Source organism: Polyangium fumosum (genome assembly GCF_005144585.1).
Lineage (GTDB): Bacteria > Myxococcota_A > Polyangia > Polyangiales > Polyangiaceae > Polyangium > Polyangium fumosum.
This window is the reverse complement of sequence record NZ_SSMQ01000082.1, coordinates 1-23547: the sequence shown is the minus strand read 5'-3', so window position 1 is coordinate 23547 and position 23547 is coordinate 1. Positions and strand designations below refer to the sequence as shown.

Genomic DNA, 23547 nt, shown 5'->3' with positions numbered 1-23547 from the left:
GCAGATCAAGGTGATCAAGCCAGTCGTCGTCGTCTTGCGCACAAGGCACCTCTCGTCGTCGCCAGGGGGGAAAGCTCGACGGCGCGACGGAGCAAATCAGGTGCCAACGGAGAAAGCTGGTCTCCACCGAGAATTTGCCCCGGCCGGCGAGCGCTCGGTAAAGCCGTCGGGCATGCGCCTCCTCCTCGCGTCCCTCGTCTCGTTTTGCCTGATCCCGCTCGTGGCTTGTAGCTCCAGCTCCGACGAGGTCGCCTGTACCACGATCGCGGCCATTTCCGTGACCGTCGACGTCGTCGATGCCACCGGCGCGGCCGTCACCGATGCGGACCTCACGTATACGGTGAATGGCGGACCGTCGAAGGCCTGCGAGCAGGTGGTGGAGAACAGCTACGATTGTGGCGTGGAGGAGGCGGGCAACTTCGTCATTACCGCGACGCGCGACATGGCGACGAAGACCGCGAACGTCACCGTGACGTCCGACGAGTGTCACGTCATCGGGCAGACCCTCACGATCACGCTCGATTGAAGCGTTTTCCCATGAAGACCTCCGCCCGCCCGCGCGCCCGCGCCGCGCTCCTGCCCCTCGGGAGCGCGCTTTTTGGTGTCTCCTGCATCGCCCAATCGCCGCTTCAAGCGACCGTCGTCTCGGATCCGCAGTTCGCGTCGGCGCCGCAGCCGCCTCCGCCGGCACAGGGCGCCGCGCAGCCGCCGGCCGAGGCCCATCGGCCCGAGGTCGCCGTGCTCCCCTTCGAGGACGACAAGCTCTTCCGCGCCGAGCGTGCGGCCCTGCGCGCCGAGCTCGCGGCGTACCTCGCCCGGCTCGCGCCTGATTATCTCATTCTCGCGCCGGCGATGACCGATCCGAAATTGCAGCGCGTCTCCCCCAAAACGGGGCACCGATGCGCCTACGAGGGCGAACCCTTGTCTCGGCGCGCCCATGACGAGGGCTGGTTGACGACCGACGTGATGCATATCGCCGGGGTCGGCAGGGAGCGCGGCGAGGTGCTCTGGATCAACCTCGGATCGCGCTTCGGCGCCCCCGACGTGACGTTCGAGGGGCCCTGGAATCCGCAGCTCGGGCTCGTGGATCGGTATCGCGCGGCGTTCGCGTCGCTGGTCCGGAAAGAGAGCGCAGGCGTGGTCGGCGGCCTCATGGCGCGGGGGGACGAGAGAACCGCGCTCCGCGAAGGACCCATCACGATCTGCGAGGACAAGCCGTTTGGCCAGTGTGACGCCGGCTCGGTGGACTGGAAGGACCGCGCGGGCAGCCTCGTCGCGTGTTTTTCGAATGACGACGACGTGCGCCGCGATTTCCTCGTGCAGGGCGACGCGGGCGGGCGGTATTGCGAACAGGAAAACCTCGACGTTCGGGATGGACGCGAGGGCGCGCGTGAGGCGTGCGTGTGCCAGGCGCTGGTCGGCTCGGCGGCGATGGGCAAGCGGCCCGGGCGGCGTACGATCCGCGTGCGGTACGAGGCCCCGGATCTCACCGGAAAGCCGCGGCCTGAGGTGCGCGTGATCGAGGCGAGCACGAACATCCACGTCGAGGAGGATTGGCATTCGATGGATCAGGTGGTCGACGGGAAGAAGCGATATACGGCCGTCAAGCGGCTCGTGATCGACAACGTCGATTCGCTCGCCGCGCCGCTCGCGCGTTGCGCGGCCCCTGCCGGCAGCGTGATCGTGGCGGATCTCGACATCCGCGAGGACGGCGTGCCCGCCCTGGGCAAGGTCGTCGCCGGGACGGCCGATCGCGAGCTCTCCGTGTGTATCGAAAAAGCCCTCGGCCGCGGCGCGTTCGTCTGTACGGACGACGGGAGCAGCGCGCGGGTGCGCGTCGCGCTCGCCTGGTGAGCCGCGCGGGTCGTTACTCCCGCCGCTCCTTTTGCACTTCATCGACGAGGGTGAGCGTGAGGCGCGCGGCGCGCCCGATCTGGTCGAGATCGATCAGGTCGGGCGTGTCCGTGGGCTGATGGTAATCGGCGAGCGCGGCGTCGGAGAGGAAGATCGTGGGCGCGTGCGGGCCAAACGGGACGCTGTCGGAGGCGTATCCGAGGCGCCGAAACGCGGCCTCGGGGATGCCAAAGAGGGGCCGGTCCTCACGCGCGGCGGCGCGATCGAGGAGCGCGCGTGTCTTTGCGCCGTCCCGCGCGCCGACGACGAACCCGAGCGCCTCGGACGCGCGGGGGACGACGAGCCGGAGCGGTGATCCGTCGAGCAAGGGCCTGCCCACCATGTCGAGGTTCACCATGAGCGCGAGCCGCGCGAGCGGGACCGTGGGCGCCTCGACGAACGCCTCGGCCCCGAGCACGCCGCGCTCCTCGGCGCCAAAGGCGACGACGACGAGGTCGAGGTCGGATCCGCGGAGGGCGTGGACGCGCGCGATTTCGAGCAAGGCGGCGATGCCGGAGGCATTGTCGTCGGCGCCGGGGTAGACCTCGCCGCCGCGCTCGCCCTGCGCGTCGTAATGGGCGCCGACGAGGACGAAGGGGCCGTCGGGGCGGGCTTTTCCACGGAGGTGGACAATGACGTTCTGATCACGGACGCCGTCGCGCTCGAAGGGGACACAAGGGTCGTGGCCCTCGGGCGGGGAAAAACCGAACGAGAGGAAGGCGCGCGCGAGCAGATCGGCGACGCGGCGGTTGTCGGCCGAGCCGGCGGCGCGTCCGTGGAGGGCGGGGTCGGCGAGGAGATCGACCCACGCGCGGAGGTTTTCCCGTGAAGGCTCGGGCGCGCGGAGGTCGAGGCGCGGCGGGAGGAGCGGCGGGAGGTCGGCCGCGATGGCGCACGCCGGCTGCACGGGCGGAGGTGCGGGCGGCGGAGGCGCGGACGCCGCAGGGGATGCAGGCTGGGCCGCGGGGGGCGCCGCCGGAGCGCCGCACGAGGCGAGGACGAGAGCGAGGGCGAGCGGGAGGCGCGGCATCGGCGCGAGGGTACGCCGGACCGAGGCTGCATCACCAGATCAATGCTGCGAGGAGGCGGTGGCGCTCGGCACGGCGTTGTCGTCGAGCGGGAGGATCCAGGGTTTGGGGAGCAAGGAGTCCCGGACGGTCGTGAGATCCACGTTCGGGTCGATGATCCGCCGGCTCGGCCGGCCATTCATGGTCACCCACGCGTCGGCGTAGACGGCGACGTGTTTGCCCCGGCGCGCGTAATCGTCGGCGACGTGGTGCGCGAATTCGAGGATCATGTCCGGGGCCTGCGCCATCATCTTCGTCTGGAGCGGCGTGAGCCATCGAGAAGGATCGGCGTGGATCGTCCGGCCCGTCGCGTGCTCGTGCACACGGAGCTCGACGAAGCCGAGCTTCTCCACGAGCATGACCCTCCAGGCAAACCGGAACCCCTCCTCGGTCCACGCCGTGTTCCCGGGGTAAAGGAAATGGCGGAGCGGGAGCGCGATCTGCACGATGACGTGCGCCGCGACGAGGGCGATCCCGATGCGCCGCCGCGTCCCGAGCGGCCGCGGGGGCGGTGGGGCGGGGAGATCCTCGGGGATCGAACGGACAAACCGGCGCGAGAAACGCGCGAGGAGCGGGCGCGGCCAGCTCGGCGGGAAGAAGATCAGCGCGGACGCGGACATGATCCACGGGAAGACGCCGATCGGGAAGAGCATGCCCGTCACGAAATGAAACCCGAGCACTGCCGCATATGCGAAGCGCCGGGTGCGGTCGCGCAGGAGGAAAAACACGACCGTGAGGTCGAACGCGGCGCCCACGAAGCTCGCGGCGCGCGCGACCCAGCGCTCGGCGAGGAAGGGGCCGACGAGCGGGATGTCCGTGTGCGCCGAGAGCCAGATGCCGAGCGGTTCGCCGCGCAGGAGCCAATCCGGCCCGAGCTTCGCGATCCCCGCGAAGACGTACACGGCCCCGATCTGGAAACGCAAAAGCGCGAGCACCCAGGCCGGCGCCGTTTGGCTCGCGAGCGCGGGGTTTCGCCACGCATCGATCGACGCCGCCCGGTGGAGCGGCAGGAAGATCATCAAAAAGGAGAGGAGGCTGATGAGGTAATAGTGATTGAGGTAGGTCGCCTTCTCCAGGAGCTCGACGTACGTGAACGCGACGAACAGGACGGCCGCCGCGGCGCGGTAGAAGAGCCCGACCATGACGAGGGCGCTCGCGAGGCCGAGGACCACGAAATGGGCGTACATGCCCGCGCTCGGCCAGGGCGAGACCCACGAGAAACCGAAGTAATGAAAGTGCAGCGGGGGGGTGATGTAAAAATCGCGGATCCAGCCGTTCGCCCAGAACCGGACGATGCTCACGAGCATGAGCGCGCCGAAGAGGATACGGAACGCGGCGAGGGACGCGATGTCGGCGGGGCGGAAGAGCCTCTCGACGAGGCTCTCCCGCGGCGCGCCGTCAGTCGCCGTCATTGTCGCTCAAGGTGACGGCGACACCGAGGACGCTGGCAACGTCGGTGGAGAGGAGGCGCCGCACGACGCGCAATGCGTCCTGCGCCTTGGTGACGGCCGCGGGATGGTCCGTGATCGCGGTGCGCAGGGGCGCCGGGACCGCCGAGGTCGCAGCCATCGCGTCCGCGAGGGCCTTCTTGACGGAGGAATCGATGGCAGGGCTGCGCGCGGCGACGAGCTCCGAGATGCCACGCCCGCTGCGATCACCGTGGCGGCCGAGGTAGACGTCCTCGACGCCGCGGAGCGTGCCGAGCAAGTCTTCGATCGAGTCGTCGCTGAAGCGCGATTCGACGAGCGTGGGATCCGGGCCGGTGCCGCTCACGATGCCGAGCGGGCGCGAGACCCGGTTTTCGCTCACCGCAATCATGGCGGCGATGAGAAGGTTGACGACCCGCGCAATGCCGTCTTGCCCCGTCAGGAACAACGTGCTGCCCGAGCCAGCCTTCGCGACCTGATTCACGAACGCGCCGCCTTCGAGGCTCCACGCCTCCTGCGCTGTCGTCGTGTCCGCGGCGATCGCGTCGGCGAGCGCGCGTGCATAGGCGCAACGCTTTTTCCCCGCCGCATCCGCGCCCCCGAGGGACGCGAGGACCGCGGCATTGCCGCCCGCCGGATCGAAGAGCAGGAATTCGAGCGCGGGCAAGCCCTTCGTGCTCACGCCGAGCGAGGCGATGTGCGCGGTCGTGACGGGCTCGGGCGCGGCGGTGATCGCGGACTCGATGGAGTCGGTGCGCGCGGGCCAGAAATCGATGGCGCTGCCGATGCGGAGGTCCTCGACGGGGCCGAACCGGAATGCCTCGGCATGTTTCCACGGGACGCGCGCCGCGCGCCACGCCGCCTGCGCAGCCGTGAGCGTCGCCTCCGTCGGCCCGTCGCAGAACGCCGCGACGGCGGGCGGCAGCGGGAGCGCCCCTTGTTCGAGCTCGTCGTAGATCGGCAGCATCACCTCGTGGGCGAGGTCGTTCATCACCGCGCGTTGCGCCGTGTCGTCAGCCGTCGGCGTCCCGCACGAGGCGGCCGCGAGGGCGAGCGTGACGGTGAGGCCAAGGACGGACCGGGAAGGAAAGGCGGGCGGGGACAAGCTCATAACGACTCCAGGAACCGAACGAGCGCGCGGCGATCCTCGGTCGGCAGGGCGCGGAACGCCTCGCGGGAGCCTTCCGCCTCGCCGCCATGCCAGAGCACGGCCTCGACGAAGCCGCGCGCGCGGCCATCATGTAGCAGATTTTCGTGGCCATTGACGACCCGCAAGAGGCCGATCCCCCAGAGCGGCGCCGTGCGCCACTCGCGCCCGTCCGCCTTGAAGTCGGGCCGGTCGTCCGCGAGCGCCTCGCCCATGTCGTGCAAGAGGAGGTCGGTGAAGGGGCGAATCGTCTGGCCCGAGAGCTCGGGGTAGCCGTCGAAGGTCCCGGTGTGAAACACGGGCGTGTGGCATTTGCCGCAGCCGAGATCCAGGAAATGCCGCTTGCCGGCGAGGACCACGGGGTCGGAGACGTCGCGGCGCGCGGGCACGGCGAGGGTCGTCGAATAAAACGCGACGTCCGCGAGGATCTTTTCGCTCGCCTCGGGGGCGCCGCCGGTCGGGGTAGCCTTGCAATCGGCCTGGGCGTCGGTGCAGTCCTCGGTCATGAAGAGCGACGTGGTGATGCCGATGTCGCCGTGGAACGCGCCCGCCGTCTGCTGCATGAGCGTCGGTTGGTTCGACTTCCAGCCGAATCGACCGAGCGCGGTGGCGCCACGCACGACGTCCCATACGTGATTGGCCCGGCCCGAAATGCCGTCGCCATCGGCGTCGTCCGGATCTTCGGCCCGGAGGATGTCCTCCTCCGAGACGGCTTCGAGCAAGCCGAGGCCAATCATCACGGGCGCGACGCGCGGCGAGACCCTCGTGTCCGGCTGCATGTCGCCGCGCGCGGCGGCGATCGTGTAAATGGGCTTGCGCAGGCTGTACGTCTCGCCGTCCGGGAACGAGCCGGGCATTTCTTCATACGCGACGAACGCGTCGCCCTCGGGGAGGACGCCCGGGATCGCGCGCGGCTGGAGCTGGCCGCCATAGGTGGGCTCGGGAGCGGGGCCGCCCTGCGCGTCCGTGCCGGGGATGCTGAGCCGGAGCAGGACCGAGACGAGGGGCTCGGCCGGATCGTCCGGCGGGCTGCCGCGGCCGTCGAGGAGGTGGCAGGACGAGCACGAACGCGCATTGAAGAGCGGCCCGAGCCCGTCCCGCCCCTCGGTGGAGGAGGGAGCGATGACCCAGTTTTCCTTGAAAAACGAGTTTCCCACGAAGAACGCGCTGCGCCGCTCGGACGTCATGTTGCGGGCCGAGAGCGAGTAGGCGTTCTTCGAGGTGTCGTGGACCGTGGTCTCGCCGCCGGAGAGCTCCTCGCCCGGCTCGGCCGAGGGGCCGGTCTCGTCGGGAGGAGCCTCCGCGCCGCAACCGACGACCACGAAGACGACAGGAAACACGAGCCATCGCATGGCGATCACTCCTCGATGTTGAGCTTGATGCCGAGCAGCGTCGCGACCTCGACGATCGTCGCCGTCTGCTTGCGGAGCGCTTCGATCGCCTTCTTCACCTTCTGCCGACCGGGCGCCGTGTCGTCGCCGAGGATCGCCTGATCGAAGGGCTCTCCAATGGCCTTGATCGCTTCGATGCTCTCCTCCATTTCGGCCTGGAGGCGCGCGTCGAGCGCCGGATCACGCTCGCGCACGAGATCGTCGATCCCGGGCAGGTCGACCTGGCCGCGGCGGCCGAGGTAGACGTTCTGAATGCCGAGCGCGTTGTTCAGCAGATCCTTGTGCGTGTTGTCGCTGAAACAGGAGTGCTCGTCCTCCTGCTCCTTCGTGTCGTACGCGACCTGCATGCGCTCGCCGGCGAGCTCGGCGCCGCTCAGGCTGCCGATGCCGAGCAGGATGCGGCGCAGCGCCTCCTCGGGCGGGAGCGCGACGAACGACGCCCGATAAGCTCCGCCTTCCGGCGTCCACTCCGCCATGACCGAGCTCAGATCCTCGAGCACGAGTTTTCCTGCTGCGAGGAGGTACTGCCCGCGCCGGTCCTGGTTCGCGGCCGTGCCCATGTCGAGCACGTAATCGGTGTACGGCCGCTGTCCGGGGCCGTCGGCATTCGTGTCCTGCCCCCAGAGCAGGAACTCGATCGCGTGGTAGCCGGTCGAGATGTCCTTCTCACCGGGATTCTCGTTCAACGAGGCGATCGTGGCCTCGTCGATCGTCGGGTACTTCGCCGGGTCGTTGATGATGCCCGCATTCGGATCGCCCGCCACGTAATCGACGTGCGCTTCGTCCATCGGCCAGGCATTGATCTGGCCCTCGGGACCGTCGTCGTCGTCGATGGGGCCGCCGTAGAAGCGGAAGGCCTCGGTCAGGCCGTAGGGATCACGCGCGAGGAGCCACGCCTCGCGCGCGGCCTTGAACCTCGCCTCCGAGGGCTCCGCCACGAACTGCGCGAGCGAGGCGTTGAGCGACGAGGTCTCGTCGATGGCTTCGACGTACGAGCCATGCACGAGGTTCGCGTACGCCGCGATGACGGGCGGCGCGTCCTCGGAGAGAGGCTTCGTGCCGCTCGTCACGGGATCCGACCCGCATCCGGTGAGCAGCCCGGCCACCGCGCTCGCGAGGGCCACGGACTGCAAGATTCGTATCGTAGGCTTGGTCATGTTTCGGTACTCCAGAAATTGAAAGTGACTTTCACTTGTCACAAACGACCGAGCCCTGTCAAGCGGCAACGGGAGACGGCCCGTGTTCAGCGACCGGCCGGGTGGGCGATACCTGCGGCGCGGAAGGCTTCGTCGAGGTCCGCCTGGACGTCGCCCGTGGGGAGCGTCGTGGAGCGACCGTCCTCCACGACCTCGAGCGCGGAGCACTCGTAACAGATCACGAGGTCGACGGAGTGGCCATCGCGCACGGCATGCACGCCGTGGCGCGGGTTGAAGCATTTGGCCTGTGTGCCGCCCTTGCGCACGCCGGCATTCACGATGCCGACGATCCGCTCGCGCGCCTTCGGATCGGTGACGTCGCCCTTCGCGAGGACTTGATATCCGTGGAAGCTCTCCACGCCCGGCGGCGGTTCTTCCCCGTGGTCGGGATCGAGGGCGAGGACCTGGAACGAATCGGCCCCGTCGAGCACGGCCACCGCGGCGTCCGGCAGCGAGCCGCAGCCGAGGACGGATGCAGCGGCGAGCACGAGGAGGGCCGTCGTGCGGGCGACGAAGAAGCATCGCATGACTGCGATCGTGTCTCGCAGATTTGACGTATCGGCGCAATTCGAAACGCGTGATATCCAGCCGGAGTCGCGTCCGTATCGGCGCGCGGAAGGAGGAGTCATGGATCGGTCTTTCCATTTCCGGCGCCGGCTCGCGGCGCAATTGCTCGGCGTGGCGCTCGCAGGGATCGGCGCGGCGGCCGCCCCGGGTTGCAGCAGCGACGTCGATCAGCCGGGTCAGGGAGGTCAGGGAGGTCAGGGAGGTCAGGGAGGCGGGGGTGGCCTCGGAGGGTTTGGAGGCGGAGGGTCTACCGTCGATGTCACGGAGTGCTTCGCCTGGCCGGAGGAAGGCAGCGGCGGCGCAGGCGGGGCCGGCGGCGCAGGCGGGGCCGGCGGCGCGGGCGGCTCGATGGTGCCGCCGTGCCCACCGAAGGAAGAAGCGCTGATGCACGTTCCCAACAGCCCCAACTATTGCAGCGCCGTGGTGAAGACCGACGGGGTCTTCCAGGACGGCCAGTGCTGCTACGACGTGACGTACGAGACCTGCGGCGCCGCCGGTCGGCCCTTCATCGAGGAAGGACGCGCCCGGGCAGCGATGCCGGCACGAGGCCTTTCGAGCTGGATGGAAAGCGCCCTCCCCGCGCCCGATCTCGCCGGTTTGTCCCCCGACGAGCGCGCCCTGCTCGCCGCCGCCTGGACCCGCGACGGCCTGCTCGAACATGCGTCGATCGCCTCGTTCGGCCGGTTCGCGCTGGAGCTGCTCGCCGTGGGGGCGCCGGCAAACCTCGTGACGCGCGCGCACGAGGCCGCGCTCGACGAGGTCCGGCACGCGCGCCTCGCCTTCGCGCTGGCCTCGGCCTACGCCGGGGAGCCCCTCGGGCCGGGCGCGTTCCCGTTCGTCGGGGGCAACCTCTCCGTGAGCGCGGACCTCGCGGACGTGGCGGCGCGCGCCGTGCGTGAAGGCTGCATCGGCGAGACGCTCGCCAGCCTGGTCGCGGCCGAGCAAGCCGCGCGGGCGACGGATCCGGCCGTGCGGGAGGCGCTCGCCGCCATCGCCGAGGACGAGGCGCGGCACGCGGAGCTCGCCTGGCGGGCCGTGGCGTGGGCGATCGGGAGCGGAGATGCGGCCGTCGCGCGGGCCGTGCGGGCGGCCTTCGCGCAGGCGCTCGCCGCGGGAGCCTCGTTCGAGGTGCAGGCGGGCGGAGCGGGCGCGCTCGAAGCGCACGGGCGTCCGGATGCGGCGGTGCTGCGGGCCTCGATGGCGCGCGCGCTCGACGAGGTGGTGCGACCGGCCGCGGAGGCGCTCCTCGGCAGCCTACCAGCGCCGGCTCGTGAAGGCCGTGAGCGCGCGGAGCACGGGTAGGGCCGCGAGACCCACGGCAAACGCCGCGGTCAGGCCGAGGACGCTGCGCGCCTTGGCCACCTTCGGCAGGTGCGCCGCGCCGGCGAGGGCCATCGCCGGCGGCGCGCTCCGCTGCGGCGATGACGCGGCCGGCGCCCACGGCCGCTCGGGTGTCGGCTTCGTCCCGGTGAAGAAGTCCACGAGCGCGCTCGTGAACACCGGCAGATCCTGCGGCCCGCGGCTCGAAATGATGTTGCCGTCCCGCACGACCGCCTCGTCGCGCCAGGTCGCCCCCGCGTTCACCAGATCGTCCCGGATCCCGGGCCACGACGTGATGTGCCGCCCGCGCAGAATCCCCGCCGACGCGAGCACCCACGCCCCGTGGCAGATCGCGCCGATGGGCTTGCCCGCCGCGTCGAAGGCCCGGACGAACTCCCGCACCTCCTGGCTCTGCCGCAGGAAATCCGGCGCGATGAAGCCGCCCGGCACGAAGAGCGCGTCGTACTCGGCCGGGTCCGCCTCCCGGATCGTCCGCTGCACGCGCACCCGCCGCCCCGGCACATCGACGTTCATCCCCACGATCTTCCCGGGCCGGAGCGACAGCACCTCGACCAGGCCGCCCTCGGCGCCGATCGCCCGTGCCGGCGTGAAGAGCTCGACCTGTTCGAACCCGTCCGCCGTGAGCACGGCGATCTTCCGGCCCGCGAGCCTCCGATGCCGCGCGGGGCGCGCCGCGAAGAAGCTCGCGACCCCGAGGGCGAGGTACTTGGTGAGCGTGCCGGCCGTGCCCATCGCGCGGCGGAAGTTCGGGACGAGCCGCGCGGGCATCACCAGCGCGTCGAAGGCATATCCGCCGAGGGCCGAGAGCGCGCTGGCGAGGAGCACGCCTCCGGGCCGCTCGGGACGGGCCCGCGCGAGCACCCCTTGGTACGCGAGGCCCCAGCCGAGCAGGCCGCCGGTGAGCAGCAGGAACCCGAGAGGCGTGGCGTCGCCCTGGAACCGGAGGCCGACCCGCCGCGTCGGCAGGGCCGCCGTCGCCATCGCGTTGAGCCCCGCCCACGGCGCGCCCCGCTCGATCGCCGATGAGCTCATCATGGCCGTCGCGGTCGCCGCCGTCAGCGCGGCGCCCGTCCACAGTCCTCGCGTCACGATTGCTCGCATGGTCCCTCCTCTCGCGTCGTGCCCACGGGGAGAGCCGCGGATTGCATCACGAATGCCACGTCCGCGCGCAGCCGGGCGCTCTCGGCGGGCGCTTGCGGAGCCGCCGGGCGCGTGACGGGCATTTGACGCCGCTCCGCTCGCCCGAGCGGCGCTCCAAACCGTTTGCAAGGGACGAAACTTAGGGCCATCGGTCGTCCGACCTGCTACGGTGCGGCCCTTTGCAACACCCGGGGGGCGCTGCTTGGACGAACCGAGCTCTGGCCCCCCGTTCCTTGTCCCCGATCCGATGACCGAAATCGACGCCCTTTCGCCTGCTCTCGCGGCTGCCTTCCAGAGCCGCGGCTACACGTCCCTCACCCCCATCCAAGAAGCCGTCCTCGACCCGGCCCACGCGGGGCGCGACCTGCGCCTCTTCTCGCAGACCGGCTCGGGCAAGACCGTCGCCATCGGCCTCGTCCTCGCCCCCGACCTCGAGCGCATCGTGGCGGAGCGGGCGAGCACGACCCCGCCTTCCGCGCCGTCCGCCGCCGCCACGCCGGCCACGATCGTGATCGCTCCGACGCGCGAGCTCGCCGCCCAGCTCGCCCGTGAGCTCTCGTGGCTCTTCCGGCCCCTCGGCGCCAGCGTTTGTGCCGTCACCGGCGGGACCAGCATTCCGCAGGAGCTCTACAACCTCCGGCAGGGCCCGCTCGTCGTCGTGGGCACGCCCGGACGGCTCGTCGACCACCTCGATCGCGGCGCGATCGACCCCTCGCGCGTCTGCGCGGCCGTGCTCGACGAGGCCGATCAGATGCTCGACATGGGCTTCCGTGAGGAGCTCGAGACCATCCTCGGCAAGATGCCCGAGGCGCGCCGCACCCACCTCGTCGCGGCCACGTTCTCGCGTGAGGTCTCGGCCCTCGCGAACCGCTACCAGAAGGACGCCGTCGCCGTCGAGGGCACGAGCCTCGGCGAGGCGAACCAGGACATCACGCACGTCGCGCACCTCGTCAAACCCGACGACCGCGACGCCGCGGTCGTGAACCTCCTCCTCCTCGCGCCCACGGACCGCGCGCTCGTCTTCGTCCGCACCCGCGAGGGCGCCTCCGAACTCGCCGAGCGCCTCGGCCAGGCTGGTTTTACCGCGCGCGCCCTGAGCGGCGAGCTCGAGCAGCGCGAGCGCACCCGCACCCTCGCGGCCTTCCGCTCCGGCGCCGTCACCACGCTCGTCGCGACGGACGTCGCCGCGCGCGGGCTCGACATCCCCGACGTCAACCGCGTCATCCACGCCGATCCCCCGAGCGACCCGGAGACCTTCACCCATCGCAGTGGCCGCACCGGCCGGGCCGGGCGCAAGGGCACGAGCGTGATGCTCGTCCCGCCGCAGGCCCGCGACTACGTGGCGCGCCTCTTCCGCGGCGCCGGCATCCGCGCCACCTGGTCGCCTGCGCCCTCGCCCGACGACGTCCTCCGCGAGGCCGACGCGCGCCTCGCCGCCGAGCTCCGCGCCCCCGCGGCCGAGCCTGCCGATCCGCGGCTCCAGGCCCTCGCCGCGTCCTTGCTCGCCGACATGGATCCGACCGCGCTCGTCACCACGCTGCTCGCGCGCTCCCGCCACACCGGCCCCTCGGCGCCGCTGCCCGTCACCCCGCTCGTCCCGCACGAGCCGCTCCCGCGCCGCCCGCCGGAGCCTCGTGCCCAGCGAAGCGCGCCGAACGCGGGCGCCTTCGTCCCGTTCCAGGTGAGCTGGGGCGGCCGCCACGGCGCCGATCCGCGCCGCCTCCTCGCGCTCGTGTGCCGGCGCGGCGGCATTCGCAGCGATCAGGTCGGCGCGATCCACGTCGGCGACTTCTCGTCGAGTGTCGAGGTCGCGACGCCCGTCGCCTCGGACTTCGCCCGCTCCGCGGCCCGCCCGGACGAGCGGGATCCGCGGGTCCGCATCCGGCCCATGCCCGAGTTCCAAGGCGAGACCGCTCCCCGCTCGGGCCCTTCGCCTCGCCCTCGCGGCCGTGGTCCTCTCGGCGCGGACGAACCCCCGCGCCGCTTCCGCCATCCCTCCCTGACGCGCTGAAGCGCGCCCCTCGAAAGCCTGGACACGCGCGCGGGCCGCGGCGAAAGTGGCCTTCATGCCGCGCGCGCGTTCGCCCGCCCACGCGTCTTTCCACGCGTCGCCCCCCGTGAGCGCGGCTTGTGATGGACGCCATGGAAACCCGCCAGCACCGCTACGACCGTTACCGGAAAGCCCTCGCCGGCGAGGCGTTGCCCGTCGCCCTCGTGGACATGGGCGCCGTCGACGCGAATGTCGACGCCGTCGCCTCGCTCGTCCGCGGCAGCGGAAAAACCCTCCGCATCGGCACGAAATCCGTTCGCTCGGTCGATCTCCTCCGGCACATGCTGAACCGCGGCGGCCCCTCGTTCCGCGGCCTCATGGCGTATGCCCCCGCCGAGGCGCGTTTCCTCGCGACGCAGGGCTTCAACGACATCCTCGTCGCCTACCCCACGGCCCAGGCGTCCGACGCGCGCCTCCTCGCCGAGGCGAACCACGAAGGCAAACGCGTCTCGATTGCCGTCGAGGAGCCCATCCACCTCGACCTCCTCGAAGCCGCGGCCGCGACGTACGGCGTGCGTATCCCTGTCGTCGTCGACATCGACGTCTCCCTCCGCCGCCTCGGCGGCCGCGTGCACCTCGGCGTCCGCCGCAGCCCGCTCCACGAGGCCCGCGGCGTCGCCGATCTCGCCGAGCGCGTCGCCTCCTCGCCGCACCTCGAATTCGCCGGCCTCCTCGGCTACGAAGCGCACATCGCCGGCACGCCCGACCAAACCCCGCTCGGCCCCCTCCCGCCTCGCGCCAAGCGCGCCTTCAAGCGAATCGCCTGCGCCGCCGTCACCACGCTCCGGCACGAAATCACCACCGAATTCGAGCGCCGCCGCCTCCCCCTTCCCCTCTTCAATGGCGGCGGCACCGGCAGCGTCGCCTCCTCGCTCCGCGACCCCTCCCTCACCGAAATCACCGTCGGCTCCGCCTTCCTCGGCAGCCACCTCTTCGACCATTACGACGATTTCCGCCCCGCGCCGGCCGCCTTCTTCGCCCTCCAGGTCACGCGCCGGCCGGCGCCCGGCTTCGTCACCTGCCAGGGCGGCGGCCTCATCGCCTCGGGCGCCGCCGGCCCGGATCGCCTCCCAATGCCCTACCTCCCCGAAGGCCTCCGCTTGCTCGACCTCGAAGGCGCCGGCGAAGTCCAGACCCCGCTCGCCGTCCCGCCCCACGTAAAACTCGCCCCGGGCGATCCCGTCTTCTTCCGCCACGCCAAGGCCGGCGAGCTCGCCACGTTTTTCCGCGACTACCTCCTCGTCCGCGGCGACCACGTCGAATCCCGCGCGCTCACCTACCGCGGCGCGGGCGCGTGTTTTCATTGAAACCGAAAGCTCATTCGAGCACGGACAGCAAAACGCAACGCTGCGGCGCGACCTGCCAGCGAAGGGATTTGCCTTCCTCGCCCTCGCCCTGGTGAGGTGCAGGCGACCGTGGCCGCGAGCAGATGGCTCCCCATCCATCGGCCCCCTGATCCGCGGGCCTCACGACGAGCTGACTCCATGTCGGACCGGCGTCGAGCTGCGACAGCCATCGGATGTCACCACATCCGTCGAGCCCGGTGGTGACCTCAGGGAGAGCAGGTCCGGTGGGCATGGCTGATTCCCACTTGTAGACGGAACCCGGGACGGCGTGCAGGGCTTCGGACGTCACGCGGGCTCCCACGAGCGGCGCCCCTTTTTCATCCACGAAGCACATGTGCACAGGGGGCGACGACATGACCGCGGTCGTCGCGTCGTCGGCGGAACGTGGTGACGTACAGCCAAGAAGCAAAACTGCGAGGCCGACGGACAACTGGCGCAAGTTCGTGCTCACGTCGTTCCCTGACGTGGATTGCAGACGAACATTCAATCCGACCCCGGAAGGACCCGCCGGAGGGCTGAAAAACCCCCCCGGGCAGGCCGTCGACGGGCGTCTCGGGGCTCCCCAACCCCCTCCCCGGCCCGGGAGCAGGCGCCGGAGGGCTGAAAAACCCCCCCGGAGGGGCTGCGGGCAGCTTCCGGGGGCTGAGAAACCCCTCGGGCGAAGGGAGCATGGGACCAAGGTCCCATACCGGGACGCGCCCGCTTCCGGCTACGGTCTGCCGCGCGGAGCCAGAGAGGGCTCCCCGAACGCTTCCCTCACCCTGCACAGGAGGAACCTCATGACCGAGACGACGACGAAAAAAGAGCGGCCTTTGAGCAAGAAAGCCACCGAGCGCACGAACAAGCTTCGCGAAAGGCTGTCGGGCGCGCGCGAAGGCTCCCTTGGTGCGCGGAGGATGCAGAAGAATCGCGCGGCGAACCCCCTCTTCGGGGCGGCCCTTCATGCCGCGGCGCGCCTCGAGGCGGGCCACGAGCTCAGCGATCTCGAGCGAACCCTCGTCGATGCCCTCGAGCAAGGGATCAGCCCGGAGGAGATCAAGGCGTGGGGCAAGGCGTACCGCGAGACGAAGGGCGCCCGCACGAGGGAGATCTTGCCCGACGTGATCGCCGATCGGCCGATCGACCAACCCTTCACCATGAAGGACCTGGCCGACGCTCTGCCCGCGCAGGTCGAAGCGGTGAAGGCCCAGGGGAACGTGCGCGTCGTGGACGTCGCCAAGCTGGGGCCGGACCAGGAGCTCGATCAGAGGGACGAGGCGTTCCTCGCCGCCGCGAGAGAGTACGGATCGAGCTTCGTCTACTTCACGAGCAGCGCGCCGCAGCCGGAGCCCGCGCCCGCTCCGACGTCCGCCGAGGGCTCGGGCGAGGCGCTCGGCGTGAGCGAGGTCTTCATCATCCAGCCGTTCAAGATGCAGACCATCAAGAGGTCGGGCGATACGATGTTCGACCCATCCGACGAGATCTTCTGGTGCTTCAGCGCCGGGAGCGACGAAGATACATGGACGTTCCAGTCCAGGGTGTTCGATAGCTGCGACGACGGGGACTGGGATGAGCGCTTCCACCCCAACCATTTGGCCTTCATCGGACGGGTGAGCGATTCGCTCACCATGACCATCGATTGCTGGGAAAAAGACTCCGGTACGATCTTCGGCAAGACGTCGGAGTACCTGCGCACGGCGGCCGACCATTGCCTGAGGGCTAGCCAGGAGCTCGCGGGCGATCCGCATACCAAAGCCGATGACTGGGCTGTTTTCTGCTACATCACCCTCGCCCTCGTGGCAGAGGTGCTCGACCTCATCAAAAACGAGGACGACTTCGTGGCAGGTCTCCGCTTCGGCTGGGACAGGGCTGCCCTCCTTTCGCTCAACCAGCAGGAGCGACGCTTCCGCTTCGACGGCGAAAGCGATCATGGCGGCGGGATCCAGGATCTCTACCTCCGGTTCTGCACGATCCCCACGGGGAGCCCCGTGAAGCTCGTATCGCAGAAGAGCGGAAAGCTCATCTGCATCGACAACGCGGAAACCACGAACGGCGCTCGGGTCCTTCAATGGGAGTGGAGCGAGACCCGGAACACGCACCGGCAGTTCCGCCTCGAGTGGCTGGGCGGTGGTCTCTTCAAGATCGTCGCAGTGCACAGCGGGAAGGTCCTGGACGTCCCCAGCAGCTCTCGTGACTCCGAGGTTCCGCTCATCCAGTACAACTGGGTCGGAACCAACAACCAGAAGTTCCGTCTGGGTCCCCTGGGTGGCGGGCTTTATGCAATCGCCCCGGAACACAGCGGGAAGAATCTGGACGTCGGCGGTGGGTCCACGGCAAATGGGGCCGTGATCATGCAACATCATTGGCTCGGTGGTGAAAACCAGAAGTGGAGGGTCGTGCCCGTCTGACCGAACACTCGCGATCGGTACCTGCACGTGTCCTCATCGACGCCGTACAAGCTTGCGGCGTTCGCCCTGGGCCCTGCCAGCCAAGACGGCAGCGCTGACCTTTCAACCGGCAACGCGGCCCCAACGGCCTGTGGGAAGAACTGCGCATCGCGCAGTTCTTCCCCCTGAGGTCCAGGGCGGGCCCTGCAAAGGGGGGCGGACAGTTACAAATGATTTCCCCGCATCGACTGCGCTTCGCGCAGTCGATGCTTAGAGGTCCAGGGCTGGCCCTGGTCCGGGTCGAGGGGCGGATAGCCCCCGCGGGGCCCGGGGCAGCGCCCCGGCACGGCGGTTCCGGATACACACTTGCCCGCGCGCGAGCGAGCTAGCCCCAGCAGGCCCCGCCGGAGGCTGAGAACCCCCTCTCAATCGTCGCCCGCGCCGCGTTTTTTCGTGCGCAACGTCCCGATCCCTGCCCCGACGAACAGGAGCCCCACGGCCGAGAGCCCCAGCAAAAGCCCGAGGCTCACCGAGGGCGGGCGCTCTGCCCGTGCCTGGACGAGCAATGCGTCCGTCGGATCGGCTGGATTGTACCAGCACGGCACCCGCTTGCCGGGCAAAAGCTCGTGCTTCCTCCACGCCGCGTCGGCGTTGGCGACTTCGGCCCCTTCCCAGGAGAACCCGCTCGCGAGGAACGTCCCGGCCTGTCCCGGGACGTGCACCTGATAGTCGACCGAGAACCGCGTCTTCCCGGACTTCGGATTCGGATCTCCCCAGACGATGTCCTTCAGCGTGCACGTCGCCTCGGAGAACGTACGCATACGCGCGAGCCGCTCCGCCCGCGTCTGCGCCTGGCCCCGGAGGACCCACGGCAATACGAGGAGAATGCAGCCGATCACGGAGATCATGATCGCGATCCCCGGCGAGGACCGCGACATCATTGCACCTCGATCGGCACCTGAATCGCATACGCATTCGGGCAATCCTCGTGCAGGATGCCCACGCGCGCCGTGACCGTCACGACCGTTCCCGGCGCGACGTCGCTCGCGACTTTCACGTACCCCCCGGCGGACATCACGTCGCAAGCGAAGATGCCATAAAACCAGAATGCGTCACCCACGTCGACGCCGGGGTGGTCGCTGGTGAAGACCACGCCAGGATACCCGTAAAAGCTCTTGCCGGCGGTCTCCACGAGGCTCGTCTCGATCGTGGCGACCTCGCCCGCCTTCACGAGGCCGTCGCCGTCCGCGTCCATCACCGTCGCCTCCCCGAGCGCGAGCCCCACGGTGTCCGCGCAGCTCGGCTGAACCGGAGAAGGATCGTCCGGCCCCGGCACGCACACACCACCCGCGCCGCCGCTCCCGCCTCCGCCGCCTGCGCCGCCGCTCCCGCTTTCGCTCCCGCCTCCGCCTGCGCCGCCGCTCCCGCTCCCGCCGCTCTCGGCCTCCACGACCTCGCTGCCGCAGCCCCCCATCAGCAAACACCCCACAAGCAAAAGAATCGCGCGATGCATGCCTCCATGATGCGGCAGTGCTTCCCCGACTTCCATCGCCACAGCTTGACCTCCATCACATCCTCGAAGAAAGCTCGCCCCCCGATGTCCCTCGCGCCCCGCTTCCTTCCGCGCCTGCTCCTCGGCGTCCCGCTCCTCGGATGCGCCACGCCTCTCCCGCCGCCGAAGGCGCCCGAGGCCACCGCCTCGCAAGGTGCCCGCCGCGGCCGATTGCACAGCCTCCCCTGCGCTGCCAGGACTTGCCGCCTGGTATCGCTTCGAGGAGACCGAGGGCCCCGTCCTCGACAGCTCCGGCCATGGCCATCACGGCGCTGCCACGAGTGCAGGCCTCGTTCGTGGTGCGCCCGGGCGCATGGGACGAGGGCTCCCCGAGCACAACGCCCCCCTGGTCACGGGCTCGACCGTCAGCCGCGGCACCGGCAACATGGACGATAACGTCCTCATGAACACGACCTGCGGCAACATGCAGCTCATCTTCTCGCGCAAGGACGTCCAGAATTCCACGAACCTCACCAGCGCTTGCGGCGTGATCCCGGCGGGCCCGTGGACCCACATCGCCTACGTAAACGACGGCCGCACCCTCACGCTCTACATCAACGGCGCCCTCACCAGCACGGGCCCAGGCGGCTTCCTCGGCCCGCTCCGGTCCGACCTCTTCATCGGGCGCCGGGAGCAGGGCGTCTTCCCCTTCGCCGGCGCGATGGACGAGATCCTGTGGTGGCGCGAGGCGCGCACGCAGGCGCAGATCTGCGGCGATGCGGGCGGGTCCTGGTCGGGCGGCCGTTGCCTGCTCCGTCCTTGACAACCCCTGGAAATCCCCTTTGCTTTGGGGCGTGTCATCGGCAGACGTGCGAGAGGTGTACGCGGAGGGTGGCAATTACAGCATGACCCTCGGAGACGGGGTGGCCACGTGCCGCGTCTGGCGCCGGCCCGACGTGAGCCGCGACGTCGGCGCGGCGTATGCGCGTGAGATGGTCGGGATGTTCCAGCGCGTCGCCCGCGAGCCCGCCCTGCGCGTCCGCGGCGCCGTCATGGACCTCCGCGAGGCGACGCTCTCCTGGGGCCCCGTCACGCAGGCCGCGCTCGGCGAGATGTTCACCACGCTCGAAGCGGCGTCGCGGCGGATCGCGGTGGTCGCCGCGGACAACGCCCTGCAGATGATGAGCATCTCGAGCTTGCTCAAGGCGCACGCGCCGAAATTCGGCCGTGTCTTCGGCTCCCCCGACGACGCCTTCCGCTGGGCCGGCATGAACCGTCACGCCTTCGGCTGACGGGCCTCGAAGATCGTTGCGAACGTCCGCGGCGCCCTCCGCGTGCGCATGCACCGCGTCTCGCCGCGCAGATAACACACGGTCACGGCACGCCGCGGCTTGTCCGTCGTGTTCGTCCCCGACCGGTGCCACACGTCGTTGTGGATGAGCATCGCGTCCCCGGCGCGCGCGGGCGCGAGCACGGAGCGCGCCTCGGCCTCGGCCGCACGCGTCACCTCCGCCGGGATCACCCCGCCGAGCGGCGTCGCGAGCCCGCCGTGATGCGATTTCGGCACGATCTCCACGCACCCGGCCTCGGCCGGCGCGTCGTCGAGCGCCGTCCAGATCTGCACGAGCGGCGCCCGATCGAGCCCCCAAAAACTCCCCCCGTCCTGGTGCCAGGGCAGCGCCGTCCCCGCCCGCGCCGCCTTGTTGAACAGGACCGCGCGGTACAACGTCACGGACCCGTCCGTCAGGGCCCGCGTGATCCGCTCGAAGAGCGGATTGCCGAGGAACGCCCGAAAGACGGGATCCTTCTCCAGCTTTTCGAGCTTCCGATAATGGATCGAGGGCCCGACCCACCCTTTTCGGTGCTCGAGATCCTCGTACCGCCCGCTCGCCGCGTCGTGCTGAAAAAACAGCCCTTCGTGCACCACGCGGCCCAGCATGAGGTCATCCGCGCGGGCGGCGAGCGTGGTGATCCCCTCGTCCGAGAGCACACGCCCGAGCCGCGCGAACCCGGACGCCGCGAGCTCGGCGAGGGCCGCCTCCACCTCGACGGCCGAGGCCTCCGGCGTGAGGAAATTCATCGCGCGTAACTCGCGTTGGTCCCCTGGAAATCGCGATAGAGCGCGTCGACCCTTTCCCACGCCTCGTCGGGCAGCACCTTCGCGCAGGCGTCGATCGCGGCGTCGAGGTGCTCGATCGACCCGGGCCCGACGAGGATCGAATCCACGCCCCTCGTCCCCACGAGGTAGGCATACGCGAGCTCCACGAGCGTCATCCCCTGGCTCTCGGCGACCTCGCGGTAGGCGGAGACGAGCTCGAAGAACCGAGCGGTCCAGTACCGGCGCTGATACAGCGGATTCTTCTCGAACCGCGACCCCTTCGGCGGCTCGGCGGAAGGCGCGTGCTTGCCCGAAAGCAGCCCTCCCGCGAGCGGATTGTACACGGTCGAGTGCAGCCTGTATTTCCGCGCGAACCGGAAATACTCGATATCGAGCTGCCGGATGAGCACGTTGTAAAGCACCTGCGACATCACGGGCCTCGGCATCCCGCGCTGGTCGGCGAGGTGGAACATTTCGAGCACCTGCCAAGACGCGTAATTCGACACGGCCCACGCTCGGATCTTCCCCGACGCGAGCAGCGTCTGCACGGCATCGAGCGTCTCCGCGAGGGGCGTCCCGTCGTCCGGCACGTGGAGGTAATACACGTCGACGAACTCCATCCCGAGCCGCCCGAGGCTCTCGTCGATCGCAGCGAGCACGCGGGCCCGCGAGAGCCCCTCGGGCTTGCCGGCGGTCCGCCCGAACCCGACCTTCGTCGCGACGAGCGCGCGATCGCGCCGATCGGCGAGCGCCTTGCCCAGGATCCGCTCGGCGTTCCCGTCGACGTAGGCGTTGGCCGTATCGAAGAGCGTGAGCCCGCGATCGAGCGCGTGATGCACGAGCCGGATGCTCTCGGCCTCGGGCGTGCGCTTGCCGAAGTTCATGGTGCCCACGGCGAGCAGGGGTTTTTCCGAAGGATCACGCGGGCGGGTCCAGGGCGCGAGCAGGAAGGACATGGGCGGGAGGCGTAGCGCAAGGGAGGCGGAAGGGAAAGTGCGCCTCAGCGCTCGCCCAGCCCCCGCCCCCCCGGCCGACGCTCCTCCCGCCACCGCCACCGCGGATCCCCCCGGTCCCGCCACCCCGGCGGCGCGCACCGGATCCGCGCGCAAATCGGCAAGCACCTCCCCCGCGCACACGTCCTCCTGCAAAGCTCGCAAATCCCCTGCGTGAAAAGCGCCTCCGACGCCTCGTCCACCGCCGCGCTCTCCTCGCCTCCGTCCTCCACATCCTCCGCGCGTGCCTCGCCGCCCGCGCCGACGACCATCGCTCCCATCACCCAGGCCAGCACCCCCGCCGACGGACGCACGCGCATCGGCCACCTCCCCTCGGGTTTCCTGGGGCCCGGCCGGCCAGCGTCAACCGCGCGTTACTTCCATTCGACGAGGCTCGCCTTCCATTCCCCGTCCTCGAACCAATGCCGCTCCGCCGCCGTGACGAACGTGCCCATGGCCCGGCGGTTCACGACCAGCGCCGGAGGACGGCCCGCCTGCGTCTCGAAGCTCGACCCCTCGTAGCAACCGTGCGTGACCGGTTTGACCTTCAGGATCGCGCCGACGCCGGGCGTCCCCGCAGCCGGCCGCCGCTCCACCACGCGGCCCTCGTGCGGCACGAGGCGCCCGCCCTGGATACGCCAGAACGCATGCGAATCGCCGCACCAGCAGCTCGCGAGGCAACGAATCCGCTCGATCATCTCGATCAGGAACGCCCCCGGCCCCATCGATCGCAGCTCGACGTCGAGCTCCGGCGAGAAGCGCTCGACTTGCACCGTCGCGCCCTTCTCGTCGATCAGCTCCACCCGGCTCGGGAGCAAATCACAAGGCGGCAGCGACGGATGCGTGCCCGCGCGCGCCGCCCCGGGCCGCGTGACGCGCGCATCCTCGAGCACACGCAGCTTGCCCGCGCCGCCGTGCGCCCCGAGGTCCACGGGGAACGTCCGCCACACGGCATAAAGCCTGCGATCGGGCGACGGAATCGGCGGAGGTTTTTCAGGGTCGCAGGACGCGGGCTCGTTCGCGTCCGCGTCCCCATCCTGGGGATCGGCGCTCGGCGAAGGCGCGGGCGTCGGCGCGGGCGCCACAACGACCGAGGGAGCGCTGCTCGGCGGCGTCGCAGCGGCCTCCCCGGTCGTCGACGCGGGCGCATCCCCACGCGTGCAGGAAAGGAGCCCAAACCCCATCGCCGCAAGGAAAGGCCCGGCCGGGAGCGTCATCACCATCCGCACGATACGCCCGAGCCCCACCCGTGCATCCAGAATTCTCCCACGTCCACACGACGCCTCCTGCGCGCGCAATCCCGTTCGGCCTCATCCTTGCAATCGCCCTCGACATGTCCCCGCGCGCTGCCGTGCTCATCTCGCTCTCCGCCGCCGCCCTCGCGCTCCTCTCGCCCCGTCACGCCCGTGCCTATGCGCCGGACGACACGTGCGGCCACGATAACATGGCGGTCTATTTCCCGTCTCCACTCCCCGCGCGCTTCGATTTGCTCCTCGATGGCAAGCCCTGCGTCTCGGTCACCTCGTCCCAAGGGCAATGCACGGTCACAGCCGCGCGGCAATCCGCGTGTTACGAGCTGGGGCAGCTCACGCACGCTCCAAGCGGCTGCTTCGAGGACGAGGGCGGCAAGTTCGTGGCATTCCAGGTTTACCCCGGGCATCAACCGCGTCTCGGCGTCCCCTTCACGATGGTGGCGCGCATCTGGACCAAGGAGGGCGTCACGGTGCGCGAGGGGAAAACTTCCATGGACTTCTGGGTCCCGCCGTACACGGAATACGAGCGAGGGCACGAAGTGCGATGTTACTACGGCGTCGTCCACTTCTGACGCCCCCCTCCCCCAAACACAACCGCCACGCTGTTGCGCCGGGGCGCCGCCCCGGACCCCGCGGGGGCTGTCCGCCCCTCGACCCGGACCAGGCACGGCCCTGAGCACTGGTCTCATCTTACGAGCCCATTCTCCCTGAGGACGCGCAGCATCTCTGCTGCGGGAGCTAGGCGTTCCAGGCCGCGACTGATGGTGACGGAGCCGGGGGG

General features: G+C 70.1%; 21 protein-coding genes. 9 read left to right on the top strand and 12 right to left on the bottom strand.

Annotated elements, in window-relative coordinates; translation table 11 throughout:
• Nucleotides 1-172: 172 nt before the first annotated feature.
• The gene (locus E8A74_RS44390) at nt 173-526 is read left to right on the top strand and encodes a hypothetical protein (protein ID WP_136935220.1); all 354 of its coding nucleotides are present in this window, start codon (nt 173-175) and stop codon (nt 524-526) included.
• A gap of 11 nt (nt 527-537) precedes the next feature.
• Entirely contained in the window at nt 538-1854 is a 1317-nt protein-coding gene (locus tag E8A74_RS44385) for a hypothetical protein (RefSeq protein ID WP_136935219.1), read from the top strand.
• 13 nt (nt 1855-1867) lie between these two features.
• Here the strand turns inward: E8A74_RS44385 and E8A74_RS44380 are convergent, their stop codons facing one another.
• From E8A74_RS44380 to E8A74_RS44355, 6 genes are all read right to left on the bottom strand, one after another.
• Entirely contained in the window at nt 1868-2923 is a 1056-nt protein-coding gene (locus E8A74_RS44380; protein ID WP_136935218.1) for a M28 family metallopeptidase, read from the bottom strand.
• 39 nt (nt 2924-2962) lie between these two features.
• Nucleotides 2963-4372: an HTTM domain-containing protein gene (locus E8A74_RS44375; RefSeq protein ID WP_136935217.1), complete on the bottom strand. Its 1410-nt coding sequence runs from the start codon at nt 4370-4372 to the stop codon at nt 2963-2965.
• Nucleotides 4359-5498: an imelysin family protein gene (locus E8A74_RS44370; RefSeq protein WP_136935216.1), complete on the bottom strand. Its 1140-nt coding sequence runs from the start codon at nt 5496-5498 to the stop codon at nt 4359-4361. The genes E8A74_RS44375 and E8A74_RS44370 overlap by 14 nt, the downstream gene beginning before the upstream one ends.
• Complete coding sequence (locus E8A74_RS44365) at nt 5495-6886, bottom strand: di-heme oxidoreductase family protein (protein WP_136935215.1); 1392 nt, start codon at nt 6884-6886, stop codon at nt 5495-5497. Before E8A74_RS44365 ends, E8A74_RS44370 begins: the two co-directional genes overlap by 4 nt.
• A 5-nt stretch (nt 6887-6891) precedes the next feature.
• Nucleotides 6892-8082 carry an imelysin family protein gene (locus tag E8A74_RS44360; protein ID WP_232380021.1) on the bottom strand — a complete coding sequence of 397 codons (1191 nt, stop codon included), beginning with the start codon at nt 8080-8082 and terminating at the stop codon, nt 6892-6894.
• Nucleotides 8083-8168: 86 nt separating this feature from the next.
• Nucleotides 8169-8648 carry a hypothetical protein gene (locus tag E8A74_RS44355; protein WP_136935214.1) on the bottom strand — a complete coding sequence of 160 codons (480 nt, stop codon included), beginning with the start codon at nt 8646-8648 and terminating at the stop codon, nt 8169-8171.
• Nucleotides 8649-8748: 100 nt separating this feature from the next.
• Here E8A74_RS44355 and E8A74_RS44345 point away from each other — a divergent pair, with 100 nt between their 5' ends.
• Nucleotides 8749-9990 carry a ferritin-like domain-containing protein gene (locus E8A74_RS44345; protein WP_170229853.1) on the top strand — a complete coding sequence of 414 codons (1242 nt, stop codon included), beginning with the start codon at nt 8749-8751 and terminating at the stop codon, nt 9988-9990.
• Here the strand turns inward: E8A74_RS44345 and E8A74_RS44340 are convergent.
• The gene (locus tag E8A74_RS44340; protein ID WP_232380020.1) at nt 9943-11130 is read right to left on the bottom strand and encodes a type 1 glutamine amidotransferase domain-containing protein; all 1188 of its coding nucleotides are present in this window, start codon (nt 11128-11130) and stop codon (nt 9943-9945) included. The two genes, E8A74_RS44345 and E8A74_RS44340, sit on opposite strands and share 48 nt — an antisense overlap.
• Before the next feature lie 286 nt (nt 11131-11416).
• Between E8A74_RS44340 and E8A74_RS44335 the strand changes: the two genes are divergently transcribed.
• The 3 genes from E8A74_RS44335 (at nt 11417) to E8A74_RS44325 (ending at nt 16952) form a co-directional block, all read left to right on the top strand.
• Nucleotides 11417-13180 (top strand): DEAD/DEAH box helicase, encoded by a 1764-nt coding sequence (locus E8A74_RS44335; RefSeq protein ID WP_136935212.1) that lies wholly within the window; start codon nt 11417-11419, stop codon nt 13178-13180.
• Nucleotides 13181-13311: 131 nt separating this feature from the next.
• Complete coding sequence (locus E8A74_RS44330; RefSeq protein ID WP_170229852.1) at nt 13312-14526, top strand: alanine racemase; 1215 nt, start codon at nt 13312-13314, stop codon at nt 14524-14526.
• A gap of 818 nt (nt 14527-15344) precedes the next feature.
• A complete protein-coding gene (locus E8A74_RS44325; protein WP_170229851.1) occupies nt 15345-16952 on the top strand; it encodes an RICIN domain-containing protein in 1608 nt (535 codons plus the stop codon).
• A 404-nt stretch (nt 16953-17356) separates the two neighbouring features.
• Here the strand turns inward: E8A74_RS44325 and E8A74_RS44320 are convergent, their stop codons facing one another.
• Together E8A74_RS44320 and E8A74_RS53425 are read right to left on the bottom strand one after the other, a co-directional pair.
• Nucleotides 17357-17872 (bottom strand): DUF3592 domain-containing protein, encoded by a 516-nt coding sequence (locus E8A74_RS44320; protein ID WP_136935209.1) that lies wholly within the window; start codon nt 17870-17872, stop codon nt 17357-17359.
• Nucleotides 17869-18444 carry a hypothetical protein gene (locus E8A74_RS53425; protein ID WP_170229850.1) on the bottom strand — a complete coding sequence of 192 codons (576 nt, stop codon included), beginning with the start codon at nt 18442-18444 and terminating at the stop codon, nt 17869-17871. The genes E8A74_RS44320 and E8A74_RS53425 overlap by 4 nt, the downstream gene beginning before the upstream one ends.
• Before the next feature lie 352 nt (nt 18445-18796).
• On the opposite strand from E8A74_RS53425, the gene E8A74_RS44310 reads away from it, so the two are divergent.
• Entirely contained in the window at nt 18797-19246 is a 450-nt protein-coding gene (locus tag E8A74_RS44310; protein ID WP_136935208.1) for a LamG domain-containing protein, read from the top strand.
• An 82-nt stretch (nt 19247-19328) separates the two neighbouring features.
• Nucleotides 19329-19715 (top strand): hypothetical protein, encoded by a 387-nt coding sequence (locus E8A74_RS44305; RefSeq protein ID WP_136935207.1) that lies wholly within the window; start codon nt 19329-19331, stop codon nt 19713-19715.
• On the opposite strand, the gene E8A74_RS44300 is transcribed toward E8A74_RS44305, so the two are convergent.
• The 3 genes from E8A74_RS44300 to E8A74_RS44290 form a co-directional block, all read right to left on the bottom strand.
• Nucleotides 19700-20503 (bottom strand): phytanoyl-CoA dioxygenase family protein, encoded by an 804-nt coding sequence (locus E8A74_RS44300; RefSeq protein ID WP_136935206.1) that lies wholly within the window; start codon nt 20501-20503, stop codon nt 19700-19702. The two genes, E8A74_RS44305 and E8A74_RS44300, sit on opposite strands and share 16 nt — an antisense overlap.
• Entirely contained in the window at nt 20500-21477 is a 978-nt protein-coding gene (locus E8A74_RS44295; RefSeq protein WP_136935205.1) for an aldo/keto reductase, read from the bottom strand. Before E8A74_RS44295 ends, E8A74_RS44300 begins: the two co-directional genes overlap by 4 nt.
• A 410-nt stretch (nt 21478-21887) precedes the next feature.
• Entirely contained in the window at nt 21888-22760 is an 873-nt protein-coding gene (locus E8A74_RS44290) for a hypothetical protein (protein ID WP_136935204.1), read from the bottom strand.
• 86 nt (nt 22761-22846) lie between these two features.
• Between E8A74_RS44290 and E8A74_RS44285 the strand changes: the two genes are divergently transcribed.
• The gene (locus E8A74_RS44285) at nt 22847-23338 is read left to right on the top strand and encodes a hypothetical protein (protein WP_136935203.1); all 492 of its coding nucleotides are present in this window, start codon (nt 22847-22849) and stop codon (nt 23336-23338) included.
• The last annotated feature ends 209 nt before the right edge of the window (nt 23339-23547 follow it).

Excerpts from the sequence above, each read along its gene's own strand:
- E8A74_RS44390 (WP_136935220.1), top strand. The coding sequence starts at position 173 with ATGCGCCTCCTCCTCGCGTCCCTCGTCTCGTTTTGCCTGATCCCGCTC.
- E8A74_RS44385 (WP_136935219.1), top strand. The coding sequence starts at position 538 with ATGAAGACCTCCGCCCGCCCGCGCGCCCGCGCCGCGCTCCTGCCCCTC.
- E8A74_RS44380 (WP_136935218.1), bottom strand. The coding sequence starts at position 2,923 with ATGCCGCGCCTCCCGCTCGCCCTCGCTCTCGTCCTCGCCTCGTGCGGC.
- E8A74_RS44375 (WP_136935217.1), bottom strand. The coding sequence starts at position 4,372 with ATGACGGCGACTGACGGCGCGCCGCGGGAGAGCCTCGTCGAGAGGCTC.
- E8A74_RS44370 (WP_136935216.1), bottom strand. The coding sequence starts at position 5,498 with ATGAGCTTGTCCCCGCCCGCCTTTCCTTCCCGGTCCGTCCTTGGCCTC.
- E8A74_RS44365 (WP_136935215.1), bottom strand. The coding sequence starts at position 6,886 with ATGCGATGGCTCGTGTTTCCTGTCGTCTTCGTGGTCGTCGGTTGCGGC.
- E8A74_RS44360 (WP_232380021.1), bottom strand. The coding sequence starts at position 8,082 with ATGACCAAGCCTACGATACGAATCTTGCAGTCCGTGGCCCTCGCGAGC.
- E8A74_RS44355 (WP_136935214.1), bottom strand. The coding sequence starts at position 8,648 with ATGCGATGCTTCTTCGTCGCCCGCACGACGGCCCTCCTCGTGCTCGCC.
- E8A74_RS44345 (WP_170229853.1), top strand. The coding sequence starts at position 8,749 with ATGGATCGGTCTTTCCATTTCCGGCGCCGGCTCGCGGCGCAATTGCTC.
- E8A74_RS44340 (WP_232380020.1), bottom strand. The coding sequence starts at position 11,130 with ATGCGAGCAATCGTGACGCGAGGACTGTGGACGGGCGCCGCGCTGACG.
- E8A74_RS44335 (WP_136935212.1), top strand. The coding sequence starts at position 11,417 with ATGACCGAAATCGACGCCCTTTCGCCTGCTCTCGCGGCTGCCTTCCAG.
- E8A74_RS44330 (WP_170229852.1), top strand. The coding sequence starts at position 13,312 with ATGGAAACCCGCCAGCACCGCTACGACCGTTACCGGAAAGCCCTCGCC.
- E8A74_RS44325 (WP_170229851.1), top strand. The coding sequence starts at position 15,345 with ATGACCGAGACGACGACGAAAAAAGAGCGGCCTTTGAGCAAGAAAGCC.
- E8A74_RS44320 (WP_136935209.1), bottom strand. The coding sequence starts at position 17,872 with ATGATGTCGCGGTCCTCGCCGGGGATCGCGATCATGATCTCCGTGATC.
- E8A74_RS53425 (WP_170229850.1), bottom strand. The coding sequence starts at position 18,444 with ATGCATCGCGCGATTCTTTTGCTTGTGGGGTGTTTGCTGATGGGGGGC.
- E8A74_RS44310 (WP_136935208.1), top strand. The coding sequence starts at position 18,797 with ATGGGACGAGGGCTCCCCGAGCACAACGCCCCCCTGGTCACGGGCTCG.
- E8A74_RS44305 (WP_136935207.1), top strand. The coding sequence starts at position 19,329 with ATGACCCTCGGAGACGGGGTGGCCACGTGCCGCGTCTGGCGCCGGCCC.
- E8A74_RS44300 (WP_136935206.1), bottom strand. The coding sequence starts at position 20,503 with ATGAATTTCCTCACGCCGGAGGCCTCGGCCGTCGAGGTGGAGGCGGCC.
- E8A74_RS44295 (WP_136935205.1), bottom strand. The coding sequence starts at position 21,477 with ATGTCCTTCCTGCTCGCGCCCTGGACCCGCCCGCGTGATCCTTCGGAA.
- E8A74_RS44285 (WP_136935203.1), top strand. The coding sequence starts at position 22,847 with ATGTCCCCGCGCGCTGCCGTGCTCATCTCGCTCTCCGCCGCCGCCCTC.